Here is a 20,916-nt window from a genome sequence, read left to right as displayed (position 1 = left end):
CAAATTGCATGATATTCCACATATCGCGTGGTAAAAAGTGTGGGAGAAGTTCATGGGTCGGTTATCCGCAACGGCAGTCAAGGCAGCGAAGCAGCCGGGACGCTATGGCGATGGCGACGGGCTTTATCTGCTGATCGGGCGCACTGGGGCGCGTTCATGGGTCTGCCGGGTGCAAAAAGACGGCAAGCGGCGCGACATTGGCCTTGGCAGCGTCAAGAAGGTTTCGCTTGCCTTGGCGCGCGAACGGGCGGCCAAAGTTCGCGGTCAGATGGAGGTCGGCCTCGATCCCATTATCGAGCGGCGCAAGGAGGCGGGAATCCCGACCTTCCGCGAGGCCGCCGCCATCGTCTTTGCCGAGAACAAGAAGAACTGGGGCAACGCGAAACACCGTGACCAATGGCTGACCACCCTCACCACATATGCCTTTCCCCATTTCGGCGACATGGCGGTGAGCAAAGTCGATGGTCCACATGTCCGTGATGCGCTGGTGGCCATCTGGCTCGATAAACCGGAAACGGCGCGGCGCGTGCGCCAGCGAATCGTTGCGGTGATCGATTGGGCCATCGCCAAGGGCTACCGGGACGCGCCTTTGCCGATTGCGGCCATGAACAAGTCGCTGCCCAAGGTGAAGGCCAAGCCTGTCCACCATAGCGCCTTGCCCTATGCCGATATTCCCGCTTTCGTCGCCATACTGCGCGAACGGGAATCGGTTGGCCGCCTCGCTTTCGAGGCACTGGTGCTGACCGCCGCGCGATCGGGCGAAATACGTGGGGCGCTATGGAGCGAACTCGATCTGGAAAAGAAGCTTTGGACGATTCCGGCGGAACGGATGAAGGCAGGACGCGAGCATATCGTTCCGCTATCGGATGCCGCCGTGAAGGCCTTCAAGCGGGCTGAGGCTTACCGGGAAGCACGGAGCGATCTTGTCTTTCCGGGCGTTCGCCACGGCAAGCCCCTGTCCGACATGACGCTGACCAAGATTTGCCGCGACTTGGAAATCCCAGCCGTTCCGCATGGCTTCCGGTCCAGCTTTCGCGATTGGGTTGCAGAGGAAACAGATTTCGACGGCGCGGTGGCCGAAATGGCGCTGGCGCATACGATCGAGAACAAGGTCGAAGCCGCCTATCGGCGCGGGAAGCTGCTGGAAAAGCGGCGGTCGCTCATGGACGCTTGGGCAACCCACTGTGCGACGCGGCCGGAGGCCAAGGAAGCCGCGTAAGCAATATGCTTCCACAGCCGATCAGAGGTAGTGTTCTACATCGAGCGACCGCGTTGTCCGCTGATGGGCAAGGCGCGAGCGATATTCTCTATGCTTCAAAACTTTCGTCCACCGGCTAAGTTGCTGTTCTGATGAACACTTGGCCATCCATCCACCGTGAAGGGGCGCTTGCGCTGTCCCCGCATGATGTGGCGGAAGGCAACAGGGCGCTTGATGCCCTCATAAAAAGTGCGGCGCTGTCCGTCTCCAAGCGCGAAACCCTGTTCGCCTCCGCGTATGCCCTGTTAGTTGCGGTGTTTCTCGTAGGGGGCATAGCTTGGCTGTCCTACGCCTATCGGGAACCTCCCGCGCCAGTGGAACGCCATGTGGCGGCCGCTGCGGTCGTCTCGTCGATCGCCATGTTCGCGCTTCTCTGGTGGGCATGGTCCGCGATCCAGAATGGAAGGATTGGCCAACGGGTTGGCGGACTATCGGGCGTTGCCATCCCCGAACCGCTCCAACAGTTAATCGACAGCTTCGCCAGCGGGCTCCGCGATGCGCGCACCGCGTCCGGCAACACCGTCCTGCCAAGCCTGTTCGCAAGCCGCTGGGCGATCTTGCTGTTCTCGCATGACCCACGGCATCGGCAGTTGGTGCGATGCTCGCACGGCACGAAGCAGAAAGAGGAAATCTTTGCCCGTCCTACGCAGCCGGACCTTGCCCAGTCTGCCGATGCTATCGCGGCGCATGGCACCGCCGAAACACCGCTCCGCAATTCCGATCCCGAAATGGCGTGGCTGGTGGGTGGAGCGCCCCAGCACTTCGCCGCCGGGCTGGACAAGTTCCTTGATACACTGCCGCCCCATCAGGTGGACGCCTATCGCGCGATCCTCACCGTGGCGCGGCGCGAGTTGCGCAAGGGCGGACAATCGGGTGCGCAGGAAGTCGCGATCCGAAGCATCCAGTCCGAACTTAAAAAAAGGAGTTTGCTGATTCGCGGCACGTCGCGAGCGTCCATTATGAAATTGCTGCACGGCCAGCATCGTGGCGAGGACATAAGAAGATATTTCACCTGATCTGATGACCGTGTTCCGTCAGCGCTGCGGACAGATCAGGATAGTTTCGGATAGCGCGGTTTTGTGCCTTTTCAGTGCGGGTTAGCCCGGTTGCATCGCCATTGCACATGAGGTTCCCGATGCCACCAAATGATCCCCCGATGCTGTTGCTCACCATTGACGATGTGATGCGGCTGACCGGCTACAAGAGCCGGTCGAGCATCTATCGCCTCGTTCGCCAGAACCGTTGCCCTCCGCCAGTTGTGATAGGTGGCGGTAGGGTGCGTTGGCGATCCGGCGAAATCGACAATTGGCTTCAGGCTCTACCCATTCAAACTTACGCCTGATCTGCAGGCGCTCCACGGCCCCAGCCTTTTGAGTTGGCCGGCCGCTCCGCGCCTACGTCCCTCACAGCACCGCACGCCCGCTATCGTGATTTCCCGAAAGGATGCCGCATGTCCATTTCCCACCGCGCCTTGGATCGGCTTGCCGATCTCCGCTGGGCTGGCCGCAAGGTCAGCCTCCACTTCACCGCCGATTATCGCATTGCCCGCTTCACTCTGCCGCTCATCAAGCGGCTGCTCGCCGACGACGAGGACGGCGAGACCTATCGTTGTTCGATCTCCCAATGGACCATCAACGAGCGCCCGCCGCTCCACATCCACCGGGGCGTCATTTCAACGCTGCGTCTCGACGGCCCGTTGCAAAGGGCGGGCAAAACCTATCTTCCGCTCGGCGCGCTGATCGAGGCTCCGCACATTATCGCGCATCTCAATCCTGTCGAAGCCAATCGGCTCGATGGCCGGGTGCAGCATGCAATCGACCGGACCCTGCATGACTGGATCGTCGAGTATGGCCTTTACGATCAGCCGCGCCAGCCTCGGGAGATCGATCGGCGCGAGGCCGACCATGAAGCCCGCGCGATGATTGCCCGATGGGCGGCCGAGCATTCGCCCAGACTGGCGACAGAGGCCGTGCCGGAGGCCAGCGGCGAATCCGGCGATTGTTGTTCAAGCGAATCCGCTGGGCCTTGTGCAATGCCTGCCGGAACGGATCGGACCATGCTTGATCCGGCCGTCTTTATGGCAAGGTTGCAGGGCTGCGATGCTGCGCATCGAGCCAGTAATTCAGATACACACCTCACGCACGGGTGCATCCAGCTTTTCCGCCGTTTTTCGAGAGTGCGCAGCGAGTGCGTGGCATCGGCGGATTGGCGAACCGTCGCAATTGCACGGCTTTTCGCGAGTGCGCTGCGCACTCGCCGGGAGGCAGCGCTATGAAGCCGGTGCAATATACCGTCCGCCTACCTGTCTCGCTCGACAAGGCGGTTCGGGCGCTGGCCGAGCGCCACGGCATGAGCGCTTACGCCGTGCTTCAACGCAGCGTGAAAGCGGGCATTGCGGCGCTCTCCAACCCGCCGACGCCCGACACCGGCAACCGGGAACTCGTCGCCGAACTGGCATCGGTCAGCACCCGCATCGTAGACGTGGAGCGGATGCTGGACCGTGCCTTGTTCACCGCGTGCGCGGCCTATTGCTACGCCCGCAGCGCGGCGACCGGCGCGCGCAAGACGGATGAAATCATCACCGCCGAGATCAACGCCGCCTACGATCGCCAACGGCGGCTCTCACAGGAGAAGCGGCCGTGACCCGTTCGAAAGGCTCGGGACAGGCCCAACCCCATGACCAGCGCATCCATGCCGACGCCCTGCGTCACCAACGACTCGGCCATCAGTGGGACCGCCTCAAACGGCAGGCCGCTATCATGCTGGCGTCGGTCGTCCTGGGCGCGGTCGCCGTGCCCTATATGATGCTGGATCAAGCCCGGATCGACGCCATCAGCGCCTATGCCGCAGCGGCGGCAAAACTATGGGTGCTGTCGGACAAGACCGCCGATACCGCCGTCAGCATCCGCCTTCGAGGCCGGACCTATGATGGCCTGTCAGCCCGCGCGACCATAGCGCATCCCTATTATCGCCAGTCGGTCGATATTGCCTTGTCCTATGCCAAACGCGGCGCGGAATTCGGCTTTGCCGCTTGGCTCGCCAGCCTGTTCCTGTTGCGCGGGGCCATGCGGCGGCGGCGCGAGCGGGCCTTGCAGGATCGCGTGATTGCCGGAACCTTGGTCACGACCGAGAAGAAGCTGGCGAAGCTGACCGTCAAGGAAGCCGGTCGCCATGCCTTGTCGATCGGCAGGGTGCCGATCCCGTCGCGGCTGGAAACCCGCCACATGGCGATGATCGGCACGACCGGCAGCGGCAAGACCACGGCGCTGCGCCAGTTGCTCGACGGGATCGAAGCGCGCGGCGAAGCCGCCTTGGTCTATGACACCAGCGGCGAGTTCATCGCCCATTATTACCGGCCCGAACGTGGCGACATCATCCTCAATCCGTTCGATGACCGCTGCGCCTTCTGGACACCCTTTTCCGAGATCGTCCATCCCGCCGACGCGGCGCGCATCGCGCGCCAGTTCATCACCGAGACGGGCCAGCACGAAAATGACGTGTGGCTGGAAACCAGCCGCATTCTTGTCGCCAACATGCTTCGCGAACTCTGGAAAAAGGGCAAGCCCACGCTGCCCGACCTGCTCGCCATGCTGCAGAACATGACCAAGGAGCAATTGAAGGAGCGGCTGAAAGACACGTCATCGGCGCGCACCTTCGCCGACGACGCCGACCGGGCGACCGGCAGCGTCTTGTTCATGCTCGCCAAGGCCGCCGACCTGATCCAGTTCCTGCGCGCCGAGGGCAGCGGCGGGACGCCCTTCGCCTTCCGCGACTTCATCACCGGACTCGACAAGCGAACGGGCGCGAAGCCTTGGATATTCGTCCCCCGCAAGGAGGATTATTTCGAAGCGTCCAAGCCCTTGCTCGCCTGCTGGCTCGAATGCGCGGCCAGCGCCGTGCTGGGCCTGCCGCCGTCGCCCGACCGGCGCATCTGGTTCGTGCTGGACGAGCTGGCCGATTTGCCGCGCGTCGATAATCTCGCGCGGCTCTTGCCCGAGGGCCGCAAGTTCGGCGCGGCGGTGGTGCTGACCTTTCAGGCGCTCGGCCAGATGCGGCATCGCTACGGGCCGCAGATCGCCGAAGCGATGCTGGGCTGCTGCAACAGCAAGCTGTTCCTGCAAACCATCGACAGCGAAACCCGGGTATGGGCGAGCCAGACCATCGGCGAATGCGAGGTCGAGATCCAGACCATGACCGATTCGCTGGCCGAGGGCGACGATGCGGCCCGCACCACATTGGGCCGGATGCGGCGGACGCGGCCCGCCGTGCTGGAAAGCGAATTGCGTCTGCCTAAGTTCGAGGGCTTCCTGCTGTTTCCTGATGGCTTGCCGGTCGCGCGGATCAGGCTGACCGCCGATCATGTCGCGTGGCGCGGTGCTGCGCGCCAGCCAGGTTTCGTCGCGGGCAAGCCGGGCATGACGCTTTGGGAGCAAATGGGGCTGGCCCCGCCCGAGCCATCGCCGCCCCCGCCGCCATCACACGACGATCAGGGGCCGGTCTGATGGTCGCGTCCGTTTCGGCGCTGACCAGTTCGGCGCAGGCCGCCAGCTATTACGAGGCCGACGACTATTATGCCGAAGACGGGCTGTCGCCTTCGGAATGGCAGGGCCAAGGCGCGGACGCGCTTGGCCTGTCGGGCGAGGTCGACCGTGACCAGTTTCGGGACTTGCTCGACGGCAGGGTCGGCGATCAGCGGCTTGGCACCTTCCGCGACGGCCAGCTTGAGCATCGCCCTGGCTGGGATGTGACCTTGAGCGCCCCCAAGTCCGTGTCGATCATGGCCGAGGTCGCGGGCGATCGGCGCTTGATCGCGGCGCATGGTAAAGCGGTCAAAACCGCGATGGCGCATGTCGAAAAGCATATGGCCGCCACCCGCATCCGCGATGGGGGCACCGTTGCCCGCGAGGCGACCGGCAATCTGATAGTTGCCAGCTTCCAGCACGGCGCCAGCCGCGCGCAAGACCCGCAGCTTCACACCCACAATGTCATCATGAACGCGACGCGGGACGAGGACGGCGCGTGGCGCAGCCTCGAGCCGCGCGCCATCTACCAGCTTCAAAAGCAGATCGGCGCGATCTACCGGCAGGAACTGGCGCTGAAGGTGCGCGAACTCGGCTATGAGATCGAGACCGGCAAGGACTCGCTGTTCGAGATCAAAGGCGTGCCCGGCAGGGTCATGGAGGCGTTCAGCACCCGCAGCGCCGAGATCGAGGCGGCGCTTGCAGAGCGCGGCACGTCCCGCGATACCGCCAGCGCCGCCGAAAAGCAGATCGCCGCGCTCGATACCCGGCAAGCGAAGGCCCAGACCGATCATGCTGCCCTTGTTGCCGACTGGCGTGACACGGCCAGCAGAGCCGGGTTTAGCGCGGAGGCGCGGCTGGCGATGATCGCGCAGGCCGAGGCCAAGGCCGTCGACCCTGCCTGCCGTGCAGCCATCGACATGCAGGGCGACGGAGCCGCAGCGCGCGCCGTTGCCCATGCCGCCGACAAGTTGGCAGAACGTCAGTCGGTTTTTTCCGCTACTGCCTTGCAAGAGGAAGCCGGACGGATCGGGCTGGGCAAGATCGGTTATGCGCAGATCGGCGCGGCCATCGACGCCGCGACCAAAGAGGGCGCATTGATCGACCGGACCTTTTTGGACCGCCGAGGCGCGGCGTTCGACGGGTTCACCACCCGCCAGAACATCGAGACCGAAGCCAAGATGCTCCGGATCGAAGCCGAGGGGCGCGGCAGTCTCTCCTCTATCGCTTCACCGCTTGCCGCCGCCAAGGCCGTCGCCGGCGCAGCGGCGCAATCGGAGCGCGCGGGTTTCGGTTGGAATGCCGAGCAGCGCAGCGCGACCACCCAGCTTCTGACCAGCCGCAACCGCGTTACCGCCGTTCAGGGCTATGCGGGAACAGCCAAGACCACGACGGTTCTCGCGACCTTCGCTCGCGAGGCCGAGGCGCGCGGTGTAGCTGTTGTCGTGCTTGCACCCACGGCATCGGCCGCGATGGTGCTGGGCGAGGCGCTGGGCACGCGCAGCGATACCGTCGCGCGGCACCTGCTGTCGCCCGAGCGTTCGCATCTGGGCCAGCCCGCCGCGTGGATCGTGGACGAGGCATCACTTCTGTCGGCGCGCGATACCGCGCGGCTGTTCGACCTGGCCGACAAGAAAGATGCCCGCATCATCCTTGTCGGCGACTTGAAGCAGCTTGGATCGGTCGAGGCGGGCGCGGCGTTCGCGCAGTTGCAAGGCGCAGGCATGGAGACCGCCAAACTGGGCGAGATCGTCCGGCAGACCAATGACGCCACCAAGGAGGCCGTGCTGGCGTCGATCGAGGGGGACGCCAAAAAGGCGCTCGCGGCGTTGGACCGGGGCGGCGGCCAGATCGTCGAGAGTGCCGACCGCACCGAACGCTTCGCCGCCATGGCCGAGCGATATGCCGGACTCGACAAAGCCAGCCGCGCCCGCACCCTTGTTATCGAGCCGTCACGCGAGGGGCGCGACGCGCTGACCGCCGATATTCGCGCGGCGCTGACCAGATCGGGCGCGCTGACCGGCCCCACCATCACCGTGGAGAGCCTTGCCAACAAGGGGCTGACCCGCGCCGAGGCCCGCGACCCGATGAGCTACGACAAAGGCGATGTTGTGCGCTTCACCCGCGATTATGCCGACAAAGGGGTGACGCGGGGAGAAGCCTACCGGGTGGAGAGCATCGACCGGGCGAAAGCCGCCATCGCGCTCAAATCCGAGGATGGCCGCGAGGTGGATTGGCGCTTGCGGCAATGGGGTGCGGACCACGTCCAAGCCTTCGCGCCGCAGCCGATGGACCTGAATACCGGCGACGCCATCCGCTTCACCCGCAACGACCGTGAGGCAGGCAGGATCAACGGCGGGCGTGGCGAGGTGATCGCGGTGGACGAGCAGACCCGTACCGCCACGATCCAGACTGCGCGAGGGACGACCGAAACGCTCAATCTCGATTCCGCGCGCGATCGGCATATCGCCCATGCCTATGTCGATACCGCCTTTGCCGCACAAGGTCGCACCGCCGATCATGTGATGATCCATGCCGACAGCAAGGCGACCAACCTTGTCGATCAAAAGAGTTTCTATGTCGGCATTTCTCGCGCCAAGGAATCGGCGACCATCTTCACCAATGATCGCGGCAAGCTGGTATCCGCGATCAACGAGCGCGCCGGACAGGTGCAAACCGCCATCGCGCAGGCAGTCATGCCCACGCCTGCCGCCGACAAGGAGGTGGGGGCCGGGATGGGCTGACCGGCCACGTCGCACCCTCAGACTGTATTGCGTCACTTGACGCCGAACGAATCTTGGGATAGGAGCAATCATGAAGATCAGAAACGTGATCCACAAGGGATTGCGGCGATTCATCGAGGATGACGATGAAAGCGGCCTTCAACCCGCCGTTGTCGCCAAGGTCCGGCGCATGGTCACTTTCCTTCAGGACATGGAGCGGGAGGACGAGCTTCGCACCGTGCCAAGCTGGAAGGCCCATATGCTGACCGGCGACCGCAAGGGAACGTGGAGCCTGTTCGTCACCAAGAACTGGCGGATGACGTTTCGGATCGACCGCGACGAGATCGAGATCATCGACCTCAACTACGAAGATTACCACTAGGAGGTGGCTATGGCTTCGATTGCAGGCATCCGCTTGAAGAACCCGGCCCATCCCGGCGGTTTCATCAAGCATGAGATCATCGAGCCGCTGGGCCTGTCGGTGACGGCGGCGGCACAGGTGTTGGGTGTCACCCGCGCTACGCTTTCAACGTTGCTCAACGAGCATTCGCAGCTTTCCTCCGAAATGGCGCTGCGCGTCGAGAAGGCGTTCGGAGTTTCGATGGACACGCTGATGCGGATGCAGAACAGCTATGACATCGCGCAAGCCCGTAAGCGCGAGGGCGAGATCAATGTCGCGCCCTTTAAGGGGCTACCTACCGAGGCGGGGCCTTCTGCTGCGCTTTAAAAGGCGAGTTCCATTCCAATCAATCGTTGTGGGGATCAACCAAACCTTACAGGGTGGTTGTCGGGGGGCAGAGTAAGTGATCACCGATTATCACTCGAAATATATCGCGGCTGATCTAACAAGAAAGCGCTCCTCCGATAGCAGCGAAAAGCTCGCCGTCGCTGTCGCTGGTGCGCAGGTCGATATGAATCCCCATCAGGTGGACGCAGCCCTGTTCGCGTTCGCCTCGCCGCTGTCCAAAGGGGCGCTGCTGGCGGATGAGGTCGGCCTTGGCAAAACCATCGAAGCCGGACTGGTCATTTCCCAACGCTGGGCGGAAGGGAAGCGGCGCATCCTCATCATTGCGCCGTCCAACCTGCGCAAACAGTGGCATCAGGAACTCAACGAGAAGTTTTTCATCCCCTGCACGATCATTGAATCTAAGCCCTATAACGCCGAGGTCAAAGCCGGAAATTTCCGCCCCTTCGACCGCACCGACAGCATTGTCATTTGCTCCTATCAGTTCGCGCGCAACAAGGCGGCGGACGTGCACGCCACTCCGTGGGATTTGGTGGTGATCGATGAGGCCCACCGGCTTCGTAATGTCTACAAGCCGTCCAACGTCATCGCCAACACGCTAAAAAGCGCGCTCGCCGAACGCAACAAGTTGCTGTTGACGGCGACGCCGCTGCAAAATTCGCTCTTGGAGCTTTATGGACTGGTCAGCTTCATCGACGAACACACGTTCGGCGATTTGAAGAGCTTCCGCGAGCAATTCGGCGGCGGCGCGCAGGAGCGCACATTCCAGATTTTGAAGGAACGCTTGAAGCCGGTCTGCCACCGCACCTTGCGACGTCAGGTCACGGCCTATGTTCCCTACACCAAGCGCCATGCAATCCTTGAGGAGTTCAGCCCGGACGAGGCCGAAGACCGGCTCTACAATCTCGTCACAGCCTATTTGCAGCGTGACAATCTACAGGCGCTCCCGGCCAGCCAGCGTTCGCTGATGACGCTCGTGCTGCGCAAGCTGCTGGCATCTTCGACTTTCGCCATTGCCGGGGCGCTCACCTCCATCTCCAACAGGCTTCAAAAGCGGCTCGATCAGGGCAAGCCCGCCTCGCTCGTCGAGGAACTGGACGAGGATTACGAGGCGCTGGACGAAACGGCAGAAGAGTGGGCGGATGACGAAGCCGAGCCGCTAACCGAAGCCGACCAGCGGGCATTGGAGCTTGAAATCGCCGAGCTGCGGGAGTTTGCAACGCTGGCAACCTCCATCGAACAGAACGCCAAGGGGCGTGCCTTGCTAAAGGCGCTGGAGGTTGGCTTCGCCAAGGCGCGTGAGTTTGGCGCGGACGAAAAAGCCATCATCTTCACCGAGTCCCGCCGCACGCAATCCTATTTGCTTCGCGTGCTGGCGGACAGCCCCTATGCCGACCACATTGTCCTGTTCAACGGCACCAACACCGACGAAGAATCGAAGGCCATCTACAAGGAATGGCTGGCCCGCCACGCCGGATCGGATCGCGTCACCGGCTCCAAGACCGCCGACATGCGCTCCGCGCTGGTCGATTATTTCCGCGAACGCGGCAAAATCATGATCGCCACGGAAGCCGGTGCCGAGGGGATCAACCTGCAATTCTGCGCGATGGTGGTGAATTACGACCTGCCGTGGAACCCGCAGCGCATCGAGCAGCGCATCGGCCGCTGTCATCGTTACGGCCAGAAGCACGATGTCGTGGTCGTCAACTTCCTCAACCGGAAGAACGAAGCGGACCAGCGCGTTTATCAGCTCCTGTCCGAAAAATTCCAGTTGTTCGAGGGCGTCTTCGGCGCGAGCGACGAGGTGCTGGGCGTCATTGAATCCGGCGTCGATTTTGAAAAGCGCATTGCCGGTATCTATCAGCAGTGCCGCCAGACCGGCGAGATCAAGGCAGCGTTCGATGAACTCCAGCAGGAGCTGACGCTGGAAATCAACGAGGCGATGACCCACGCCCGGCAAAAGCTGCTGGAGAATTTCGACGACGAGGTTCGGGAGAAGCTGAAAGTCCGCAACGCCGACACCAACCTGCACCTTAGCCAGTTTGAAGCGCAGTTGATGCGGCTGGCCAAGCATGAGCTGGATGGAGCGGCGGATTTCGTCGATTCATCCTCATTCCGGCTCAACGCTTTGCCGGACTGGATCGCTGGCAGCAACGTTCCCATCGGCCTCTATGAATTGCCCCGCCGTTCCGGCGATGCGCATTTCTTCCGCGTCAATCACCCCCTCGGCGAAGCCATCGTGTCGCGGGCGCGCTCCCGCGCCTTGCCGACCGCCGAGATCGTGTTCGATTACTCGCATCATGAAGGCCGCATTTCGCAGGTCGAGCCGCTCGTCGGCAAATCCGGCTGGCTCGTCGCATCGCTCTTGTCGGTTGATGCCCTTGGCCAAAGTGAAGACCATTTGCTGTTGTCCGGCATCGGTGACGACGGAACGCCGCTTGGCAACGAAGCCGCATCCCGGCTGATGACCGTCGGCGGATCGGTGGCGGGCGAGGCCAGCGAACCGGGCGACATTGCGACGGCATTGGCCGATGCCTTGCTCGCGCAGCAGGCAAATATTCGCCAGGGCATTTCCGAACGCAACGCCCGCTTCTTTGAGGCCGAGGCCGACAAGCTGGACGGCTGGGCCGACGATTTGAAGGTTGGGCTGGAGCGCGAATTGAAGGAGCTTGATCGCCAGATCAGGGAAGCCCGGCGCGCCGCCACCGTTGCGCTGACGCTGGAAGAAAAGCTGGCAGGGCAAAAAGCGGTCAAGGCGCTGGAAGCGGAACGTTCAACCAAGCGCCGCTCACTATTCGACGCGCAGGATAAAATTGACGAGCAGCGCACGCAACTTATTGCTCAGATCGAAGGGAAGCTGGAGCAGAATATCCACGTCCAGCCGCTCTTCACGATTCGGTGGGGGGTGCGATGAGCGACGAAGCAGTGCCATCGGCAAAATTGGCCGCGTTGACCGTGGATCGCTTGATTCAGTCAGGCTTGCTGCGTGCTGACAAACGCGATGTCCTTATTGCGAAAATCGCCGCTGGCACCATGCAGGGCAGCGATTGGAAACTTGAGATCGACCTCGCGTCGGCGAAGGCCACAAGCTGATGGCCGGGTCAGCACCCCTGAAATCACTGACGCTGACCGCGTTTCGCGGCTCCGCCGCAACGTTCACGCTCGACTTCGAGAAGAACAAGAAGCTCACCTTGATCTATGGTGAGAACGGCACCGGCAAAACGACCATCTGCGATGCGTTCGAGTTTCTGGCCTTTGAGCGCATTGGTTCGCTGGAAAATCGCGGCATGGGCAAAGGGCTGGAAAAATTCTGGCCGACTGCCGGTAAACCCGCGAGCGCCTTGGCAGTGGATTTGGAAACCCACACGGCCAAATGCTCCGGCAGGATCGTCGATAAGAAGGTGTCGGTGTCGCCTATATCGGCACGCCCCCGGATCGAGCTTTTGCGCCAGCGGCAGATTCTGGAACTGATCCAAGCACAGCCTGCCGCCCGTTATGAGGCCATCAAACGCTTCATCGACATTGAAGCATATGAGCGTTCCGAAGAAACGCTCCGCCAGCTTGGCAAAACGCTGGCGACCGAAAAGCAGCAGGCGCAGGCCGCAGAGCAGGAGAACTTGGCCGCGTTGCAGGGCTTTTATGAAGCTGCGGGTAGCCCGGCGGGTTTGAATGCCGTCACATGGGCCAAGCAGAAATTGGCTGAGCCGACCACCGGCTTGGATGCTGACATCGCGGCGATTGGCAAATTGCGGGCGGTCTTCGACGCCCTCAAAGGCTACCTCGAAAAGCTCGCCACCCGCCACAGCGCGGTGACGAGCGCCAAGGACGCATTGGCACTGGCGGAGCAGGCTTTGGGCGCGGCGATTGCCACCGCCACCGAGGGGGCCGGTGAAACATTGCCCGTGCTGGAAGCAGGCCGTGCTTACTTCCACGCGCATCCGCAATCGACCGAATGTCCCCTATGCGCTAGCGATGAAAATATCGCAGGCTTGGCGGCCCAGATCGACGCGAAGCTCAATGCGCTTTCGGCGTTGCGGACTGCCCACGCGAACAAGAATGCCCAGCAAACGGCATTGAATAATGCCGAAACGGCATTGGGGCAGACGCAGGCGGACTACCAGAAAGCCGTCACCACGTTCACCACGGCCCAGACCGGCCACCAGTGGAAGGCAACCGTGCAGCTTCCCGCCGCGCCGCCGCCGACCGACAGCGCTGCGTTACCCGCGTGGCTGGCCGCCAACGAGGCGATTGCCGCAGCATGGGCCGGGATTGAGGCGGGCTGGCGCGACGAGAGCAGATTCCTCGCCCAGCTTAAGGCCGCCGCCGAGCGTTACGATAGCAATGCCGCCCGCGTGAAAGAACTGGCCGACCTGATTCCAAACGTCGACACCGCGCTGGCGCAGTGCGTTGAGGAGCGCCAGAAATTCACCGACGGCATCATCACCGAAATCGCGCAGGAAGTCGGCAAGCTCTACGAAAAGGTGCATCCCGGCGAGGGATTGGACACCATCGCGCTTGAGCTTGACCCCAAGAAGCGCGCCTCCATCGAATTGAAGGCCGATTTCTCCGGCCACGACGCGCCGCCCCAAGCCTATTTCAGCCAATCCCATCTGGACACGCTGGGGCTTTGCGTGTTCCTGGCGCTCGCCGCGCGGGATCGCGCCGATGAAACCGTGCTGATCCTTGACGACGTTCTGGGCAGCGTGGACGAACCGCATGTCGAGCGCGTGATCGGCATGATCTACGAAATCAGCACCCGGTTTAAGCATACCATCGTCACCACCCATTATCGCCCGTGGCGTGAGAAATACCGCTGGGGCTGGTTGAAGCCCGGCCAGTCCTGCCAGTTCGTGGAGTTGACCGGCTGGGCAATCGACGATGGCATTCGCATCATCAGCTCCCTGCCGGAAGTTGACCGGCTGCGGGCGCTTCTGGCGGAATCGCCGATTGATCCGCAGGCCATTTGCAGCAAGGCCGGCGTGATCCTTGAGGCGGTGCTGGACTATCTCACTCTGAAATATGAATGCGCCGTGCCACGCCGTCATGGCGCTGCCTACACCTTGGGCGACCTGTTGCCTGCTATCGGCAGTAAGCTGCGCGAGGCGCTAAAAGTGGAAATCCGCGACGGTATTGCCGACGCAACCGTCGCGTCCACCAGTACCGTCGAGTTGAAGCCGATCTTTGATGAACTGACACGCATCGCGCAGGTGCGCAATGCGTTTGGCGCGCATTTCAAAGCTATTTCGTTCGAGTTACTCGACACAGATGCCGTTGGCTTTGCCAAACACGTTTTGCTTCTAGTCGATGCGCTGACGCACCCCGAACATGGTTGGCCTAGCAACGACAAATCGGGAAGTTACTGGCGCAACAGCGGTGATAGCCGTCGCCTCCATCCCTTGAAGAAGCCGGGCTAGGAGCGACATGGACGCGGCCCAGCAAACTCTTCTCAAGCGCCATCTTGTCGATGCCTATGTCGGGAGTCTTCCCCCGCTGCTGCAACCGTCGCAGGACGTGGCGCAGAACGATCAGAAGAATCTCGCACGGTCCATCAGCGCGTTCGTCGTCCACCACCATTGCGGGGCGAGCGTTGCTGACGCTTGCTCGTCGGTCGTCGATGATTTCGGCGATCTTGGCATCGACGCCATTTTTTATCAGGCCGACATCAAGACCCTGTTCCTGATCCAAAGCAAATTGAAGGCGTCGGCGCAGTTCACGCAGGATGAAGCCAATGCGTTCTGTCAGGGCATCCGCAAACTGATCGCGTCTGACTACACCGGCTTCAATCAGAACGTGCTGGATCGTCAGGTGGAGATTGATGCCGCGCTGGACGATTGTGAACGCATCCAACTCGTCATCGCGCATACGGGCGATCAGCTCGGACAGTATCCCGCGCAGGCCATCGCCGACTTGATCGCCGATCCCGCGCACGGCGAAGAGCGGCTCGTCGATCCGGTTCTAGATTATTCCGCTCAGGATATTCTGACCGCGCTCCGCGACGTGAATGCACATGCGCGGATTGATTGCAGGCTGACGCTTTTCGATTGGGCCAAGGTTTCCGGCAACCGGACGGCCTATGTCGGCATGGTGAAATTGGAGCAGTTGGCGCAACTTCATTTGCAGCATGGGAAGGCGCTTTATGCGCGGAACATTCGCGCATCGCTCGGTCATCGCACGGATGTGAACCGCTCCATCGACAACAGCCTAGCCAACAATGCGGCCGATTTCGAGTTTTTCAACAACGGCGTCACCGCCCTGTGCAGCAGCGTCCAAGGGCGACGGGGAGGCCGCGAGAGAAAGAATTTTCAGCTCGATAAGCTGTCCATCGTCAATGGCGCCCAGACAGTTGCCACGGCGGCGCGTCGCTTAGGAACTGCCGGAGCCGCAAGCATATCGGACGCGCGCGTGCTCGTGACGATCATCGCGGCCGATGCCGAGAATGATTTCGGGCAATCCGTCACCCGTGCGCGAAACCATCAGAACGATGTCGGTAAGGCGGATTTCGTCGCACTCGATGCGGAGCAGGAACGCATCCGCCGTGAGCTGGCGATTGTCGGTTATCGCTACGCTTATCAGGCCGAGGCCCTTGACCTCACCGACCCGACGATCATTCGTGTCGAGGAGGCCGCATTTGCATTGTCGATGCTCCAGCCCGATCCCCGCCTTCCGGTGATGGCGAAGCGCAACGCCGCGAGCGTGCAGAAGGTTGGGCAATATCCTTATTCGACGATCTTCATGCCCGCGCTGTCCGCGCTGCAGCTGCGGAATGCGGTGATCGCGTTTCGCTATATCATCGCCCACATGAACGAGCAGGCTGCGGGCGCGCCCACCAACCAAGAGGGACTGGCCTATCGGCACGGCGCATATGCCGTCGCCTTCGTGATGATGAAGCGGCTTCGCAATCAGATTGCGGGGCACCCGCCTCTTAGCCTGCCACGTCTTACGGCGGTTGTTGGCCCTGAACTGGACACCCTCCGTCAGACCGTGTGGGCGCAGACCCAGCCGTTCAGTGCCGGGCGTAATCCGTTGAGTGTTTTCAAGACACAGGCGGATGTCAGTGACATTATCCGGCTGTCGATGACCGAGCATTACGGTTTTCAGGCAAACCCCGCGCTTCCGCCGCTACTCGCGTTGCCTATTGGCAATGATCCATATCCGGTGCGCCTATTCAATTTCCTTTCAACCCAAGCCCCCCAAATCGGTAATCTCACATGAAATCGAAACAGAAACTTGAACTCACTTGGGTGGGGAAGGACAACCGGCCACGGCTGGAGCCGCGCATTCTGATCGAGGATGCGGAGAAGAGCTATCATGCCGCCGCGCGCGTAAGCGAGAACGACGTTTTCGACAATGTGCTGATTCATGGTGACAATCTGCTCGCGCTGAAAGCGTTGGAGGCGGATTGCGCGGGCAAGGTGAAGTGCGTATTTATCGACCCGCCGTACAATACCGGCAGCGCCTTCACCCACTATGACGATGGACTGGAGCATAGCATCTGGCTTGGGCTGATGCGTGATCGGTTGGAGATCATTCGTCGCTTGATGTCGGAAGACGGCTCGCTTTGGATCACCATCGATGACAACGAAGCGCACTACCTCAAAGTGCTGTGCGATGAGATTTTCGGGCGATCAAATTTTATTGCCAATGTAATTTGGGAAAAATCAGATAGTCCGAAAATGGACTCCCGCTTTTTCTCCTCGCGTCACGATCACATCCTTACATATGCTAAGGATATAGAGCGTGCGAAGCTTGCGCGTTTAAACACGGGGGAAGTAGCAACGCATTTTAACAAAATCGATGAGAAGGGCCGACATTATTACACCAAGCCGCTGAGGGCGATGGGAAGTGGTGACGATACAAGAGAAGCACGCCCCACCATGTATTACGCCCTCACCGCGCCGGATGGCTCAGAGGTCTTTCCAATGCGCCCGGACGGTGTCGAAGGACGCTGGCGATGGTCTCCGAAAAAAGTTGAGGCGGAGGCTGATAAAATCGAATGGGTCAAAGGGCGGCAAGGATGGTCCGCTTATTACCGTATTTATGCCGACAGCTCGACAGGCCGCCCGCCTGAAACGATTTGGACCCATAACGACGTGGGCAGCAATCGAACATCGAAGATCGAAATTCAGTCCCTCTTTAGTGATGTTGAGCAATTCACGACACCAAAGCCGGAGCGTCTTATTCAGCGCATTCTAGAATTGGCTTCGGAAGAGGGCGATTTGGTTCTCGACTCATTCGCTGGCTCAGGGACCACTGGCGCTGTGGCGCACAAGATGGGGCGGCGCTGGGTCATGGTTGAATTGGGCGATCATTGCTTCACACACGTCGCACCGCGCTTGCGGAAGGTGATCGACGGCACCGATCAAGGCGGCATTAGCAAGGCGGTCGATTGGAAAGGCGGCGGCGGGTTCCGCTACTACGAACTCGCCCCGTCGCTGCTCGAAAAAGACAAATGGGGCCGCGAGGTTATTTCCAAGGGATACAACGCCGAGATGTTGGCGCAGGCGCTATGCAAGCTGGAGGGCTTCACATATGCGCCCAGCCCCGATGTCTATTGGCAGCAGGGCCATTCATCCGAAGCCGACTTCCTATATGTGACGACCCAAACCTTGGGGCCGGAGGAACTGGCGGCATTGAGCGAGGATGTGGGCGATGGGCGTTCGCTACTGATCCTATGCGCCGCATTTCGAGGAAATACCGATCTTTGGCCGAATCTCACCGTTCGCAAGATTCCCAACCACATCCGCAACCGGTGCGAATGGGGGCATGACGATTATAGCCTCAATGTCGCCAATCTTCCGCAAGCGGAGCTTCCAGTCGCGCCGGTTCCACGGCAGGGCGGATTGTTCGATGATGGAGACGCCGCATGAGCAATCTCCGTCACGTTAATGCCGTTGCTGGGCGGCTGAGCTTGCGCGCGCCGCAGCGCCGGAGCTTGGAAATCCTCGACCGCGTTACCAAGATCGTCCCGCCGACAAAAACTGCCGACATCGCCGCCGCTCTGGAGATCATCCAAAGCGAGTTTCCGGGCGTCACGAACTTCGAACGCAATTTTCCTTCGATCTGTTTTGCGTTGGCAACCGGCGTGGGCAAGACCCGCCTCATGGGCGCCTTCATCACGTATTTAAAGTTGGCGCACGGCATCAATAACTTCTTCGTGCTCGCGCCGAACCTCACCATCTATAACAAGCTGATCGCCGACTTCACCGCGAACACGCCTAAATATGTATTCAAGGGCATTTCCGAGTTCGCCATTTCGCCGCCGGTGCTTACGACCGGCGAAACCTATGAGCGTCAAATCGCATCGGGCGGTCAGCTCTTCCCGACGACGATCAACATTTTCAACATCGCCAAGATCGCCTCTGAAGTGCGCGGAGGGCGCAGCCCGCGCATTCGTTCCTTCCGGGAGGAAATTGGCGAGAGCTATTTCGATTATCTCGCGAACTTGCCCGACCTGGTTCTGCTTATGGATGAATCGCATCGCTACCGCGCGACAGCGGGAATGCGGGCGATCAACGAATTGAAGCCGGTGCTGGGCTTGGAGCTGACCGCCACGCCATTCGTCGAAGGCGCGCGCGGGCCTGTGCCGTTCAGCAACGTCATTTTCGACTATCCGCTCGCACGCGCGATGGAGGACGGCTTCGTCAAGGAACCGGCTGTCGTCACGCGCAAGGATTTCAATCCAGCAGGAAAATCGACCGAGGCGATCCAGCAACTGAAGCTGGAGGATGGCGTTCGCCTCCACGAAAGCGTGAAGGTCGATCTTGAAACCTATGCCCGTGAGAATGGGGAGCGCATCGTCAAGCCGTTCGTGCTCATCATTGCGCGCGATACGGCTCACGCCGCTGAATTGATGAGCCTGATCCAGTCGGAGCGGTTTTTCCAAGGCCGCTATGCCGACAAGGCGATTCAGGTCGATTCCAGCGTCAAGGAAGAGGAGACGGTCGAGAAGCTGCTCACCGTCGAACAGAATGACAATCCCGTCGAGATCGTCATTCACGTCAACATGCTGAAAGAAGGTTGGGACGTGACCAACCTCTACACCATTATCCCGCTTCGCGCAGCGAATGCGCGCACGCTGATCGAGCAGAGCATCGGGCGCGGGCTACGCCTGCCATACGGCAGGCGCACCGGCGTCATCGCCGTGGATCGTTTGAACATTGTCGCGCATGACCGTTTTCAGGAAATCGTCGATGAAGCGAACAATCCAAATTCGCCGATCCGCCTGAAACAGCTCGTGCTCGATGAGACGGAGCTTTCCCGCAAAACCGTGACGGTCGTGGCCGCGCCCACCATTCTTTCCAGACTTGGCCTGCAATCGGCGACGCCGACCGAGAGCGAGGCGAGTCCGGCAACGCCGCCACCTGCCTTTACCGATCCCGACGAGATGAAGGTGGCCCGGCTCGCTTACGATGCCTTCCGCAAGCTCGCGCGTGAACCCGACAAGGTTCCTAACACATCCTACCTGAGCCGCCCCGAAGTGCAGGCGCAGATTGTCAAGGAAGTCAGGAGCCAGTTTCAATCGGCGCAGATGGAGCTTGAAGGCGTCGCCAAGCCAGCCCCCGACATGGCGGCGGTTGTCGCCGCAACGGCGAAACTTATGGCAGATCGCACCATCGACATCCCGCGCATCGTCGTCATGCCGAAGGGCGAAGTGAAAGCGGGCTTCAAACCGTTCACGCTCGACTTGTCGGGGATGCGTTATCCGGCCCCCAGCGAAGAGCTTTGGGCGAAGCATCTCCGCACGGATCAGGTCGATGTCATCGGGCTGGCGCAGACCAATCTGCTCGAAGAGCGGCTGGAGGACTATATCGTCAGCGGGCTGATCGACTTCCCCGACATCGCTTATGATGAACATGCCGACCTGCTTTATGGATTGGCGGGACAGGTGGTCACGCACCTGCGAAGCTATCTTTCCGAAGAAGAGGCCGGACAGGTTCTCGTTCTGCATCAGCGCGAGATTGCCCGTGCCGTCCACGCGCAAATGCAGGATCATTTCTGGCTCGACGATAGCGTGGAATATCACCACGAGGTTCGGCAGGGCTTCACGGAGCTGAAGGAAAGCGCCTTCACGACCGACAATTCGCCGCCGCTCGACTATCGCGTTTCGCCCGCCGACAAAAGCAACATGGCGCGTTACCTGTTTGGCGGTTTCACCAAATGCCTATCGATGGTTGCGAAGTTCCACTCGGACACCGAACGCAAGCTCGCGGTGATCCTTGAACGTGAATCCCTCAAATGGATGCGACCCGCCAAGGGGCAATTCCAGATGTTCTATCGCAGCGGGAATGACCATCTCGAATACCAGCCCGACTTCGTTGCCGAGATGGACGACTGCATCGTCATGCTAGAGCCAAAAATGGCGACACAGATGACCGACAAGGACGTGCTGGCGAAGCGCGATGTTGCGGTCCAGTGGTGCGGCTGGGCGAGCGAACACGCCCGCAGCTATGGCGGCAAGCCTTGGCGCTACGCTCTGATCCCGCATGATGCCATCTTAGAGAACATCACGGTGGATTTCTTGGTCAAGCAATATGGCGACTGAATCTCCGCAGAATGCATGGTGGAGCGCCCGCGCTGCTCGGTATTGCCATCCGCGATGCTATGGCCGCTGGCCCGAACTATCCTGATCGCGCACGCAGCACCCGGCGGCAGAACCGAGGCGCTCGGCGT

General features: G+C 61.1%; 15 protein-coding genes. All 15 read left to right on the top strand.

Annotated elements, in window-relative coordinates; all coding sequences use genetic code 11:
- Positions 1–52: 52 nt before the first annotated feature.
- On the top strand, positions 53–1,219 hold the full coding sequence (locus MRBLMC3_RS19325) for a tyrosine-type recombinase/integrase (protein WP_363831472.1): 1,167 nt from the start codon (positions 53–55) through the stop codon (positions 1,217–1,219).
- A gap of 131 nt (positions 1,220–1,350) precedes the next feature.
- Positions 1,351–2,274 carry a hypothetical protein gene (locus MRBLMC3_RS19320; protein WP_363831469.1) on the top strand — a complete coding sequence of 308 codons (924 nt, stop codon included), beginning with the start codon at positions 1,351–1,353 and terminating at the stop codon, positions 2,272–2,274.
- 107 nt (positions 2,275–2,381) lie between these two features.
- Positions 2,382–2,600 carry a helix-turn-helix transcriptional regulator gene (locus MRBLMC3_RS19315; RefSeq protein ID WP_363831467.1) on the top strand — a complete coding sequence of 73 codons (219 nt, stop codon included), beginning with the start codon at positions 2,382–2,384 and terminating at the stop codon, positions 2,598–2,600.
- A gap of 108 nt (positions 2,601–2,708) precedes the next feature.
- Entirely contained in the window at positions 2,709–3,533 is an 825-nt protein-coding gene (locus MRBLMC3_RS19310) for a hypothetical protein (protein ID WP_363831464.1), read from the top strand.
- Positions 3,530–3,901 (top strand): hypothetical protein, encoded by a 372-nt coding sequence (locus MRBLMC3_RS19305; protein ID WP_363831461.1) that lies wholly within the window; start codon positions 3,530–3,532, stop codon positions 3,899–3,901. The genes MRBLMC3_RS19310 and MRBLMC3_RS19305 overlap by 4 nt, the downstream gene beginning before the upstream one ends.
- The gene (locus MRBLMC3_RS19300; protein ID WP_363831459.1) at positions 3,898–5,760 is read left to right on the top strand and encodes a type IV secretion system DNA-binding domain-containing protein; all 1,863 of its coding nucleotides are present in this window, start codon (positions 3,898–3,900) and stop codon (positions 5,758–5,760) included. Before MRBLMC3_RS19305 ends, MRBLMC3_RS19300 begins: the two co-directional genes overlap by 4 nt.
- Positions 5,760–8,522: a MobF family relaxase gene (gene mobF / locus MRBLMC3_RS19295; RefSeq protein ID WP_363831456.1), complete on the top strand. Its 2,763-nt coding sequence runs from the start codon at positions 5,760–5,762 to the stop codon at positions 8,520–8,522. The genes MRBLMC3_RS19300 and mobF overlap by 1 nt, the downstream gene beginning before the upstream one ends.
- Before the next feature lie 70 nt (positions 8,523–8,592).
- Positions 8,593–8,883, top strand: coding sequence for a type II toxin-antitoxin system RelE/ParE family toxin (locus MRBLMC3_RS19290; protein WP_363831452.1), 291 nt, complete (start codon positions 8,593–8,595; stop codon positions 8,881–8,883).
- 9 nt (positions 8,884–8,892) lie between these two features.
- On the top strand, positions 8,893–9,228 hold the full coding sequence (locus MRBLMC3_RS19285) for a HigA family addiction module antitoxin (RefSeq protein WP_363831449.1): 336 nt from the start codon (positions 8,893–8,895) through the stop codon (positions 9,226–9,228).
- A gap of 76 nt (positions 9,229–9,304) precedes the next feature.
- The gene (locus MRBLMC3_RS19280; protein WP_363831446.1) at positions 9,305–12,160 is read left to right on the top strand and encodes an SNF2-related protein; all 2,856 of its coding nucleotides are present in this window, start codon (positions 9,305–9,307) and stop codon (positions 12,158–12,160) included.
- The gene (locus tag MRBLMC3_RS19275) at positions 12,157–12,339 is read left to right on the top strand and encodes a hypothetical protein (RefSeq protein ID WP_363831444.1); all 183 of its coding nucleotides are present in this window, start codon (positions 12,157–12,159) and stop codon (positions 12,337–12,339) included. The genes MRBLMC3_RS19280 and MRBLMC3_RS19275 overlap by 4 nt, the downstream gene beginning before the upstream one ends.
- Entirely contained in the window at positions 12,339–14,660 is a 2,322-nt protein-coding gene (locus MRBLMC3_RS19270; RefSeq protein WP_363831442.1) for an AAA family ATPase, read from the top strand. The genes MRBLMC3_RS19275 and MRBLMC3_RS19270 overlap by 1 nt, the downstream gene beginning before the upstream one ends.
- A gap of 7 nt (positions 14,661–14,667) precedes the next feature.
- Entirely contained in the window at positions 14,668–16,458 is a 1,791-nt protein-coding gene (locus MRBLMC3_RS19265; RefSeq protein ID WP_363831439.1) for an AIPR family protein, read from the top strand.
- A complete protein-coding gene (locus MRBLMC3_RS19260; RefSeq protein ID WP_363831436.1) occupies positions 16,455–18,113 on the top strand; it encodes a site-specific DNA-methyltransferase in 1,659 nt (552 codons plus the stop codon). The genes MRBLMC3_RS19265 and MRBLMC3_RS19260 overlap by 4 nt, the downstream gene beginning before the upstream one ends.
- Positions 18,110–20,788: a DEAD/DEAH box helicase gene (locus MRBLMC3_RS19255; RefSeq protein ID WP_363831433.1), complete on the top strand. Its 2,679-nt coding sequence runs from the start codon at positions 18,110–18,112 to the stop codon at positions 20,786–20,788. The genes MRBLMC3_RS19260 and MRBLMC3_RS19255 overlap by 4 nt, the downstream gene beginning before the upstream one ends.
- Positions 20,789–20,916: the final 128 nt, after the last annotated feature.

Origin of the sequence: Sphingobium sp. LMC3-1-1.1, from assembly GCF_040676285.1 — a bacterium.
Taxonomy (GTDB): Bacteria; Pseudomonadota; Alphaproteobacteria; order Sphingomonadales; family Sphingomonadaceae; genus Sphingobium.
This window is presented reverse-complemented; position numbering and strand designations above follow the sequence as displayed.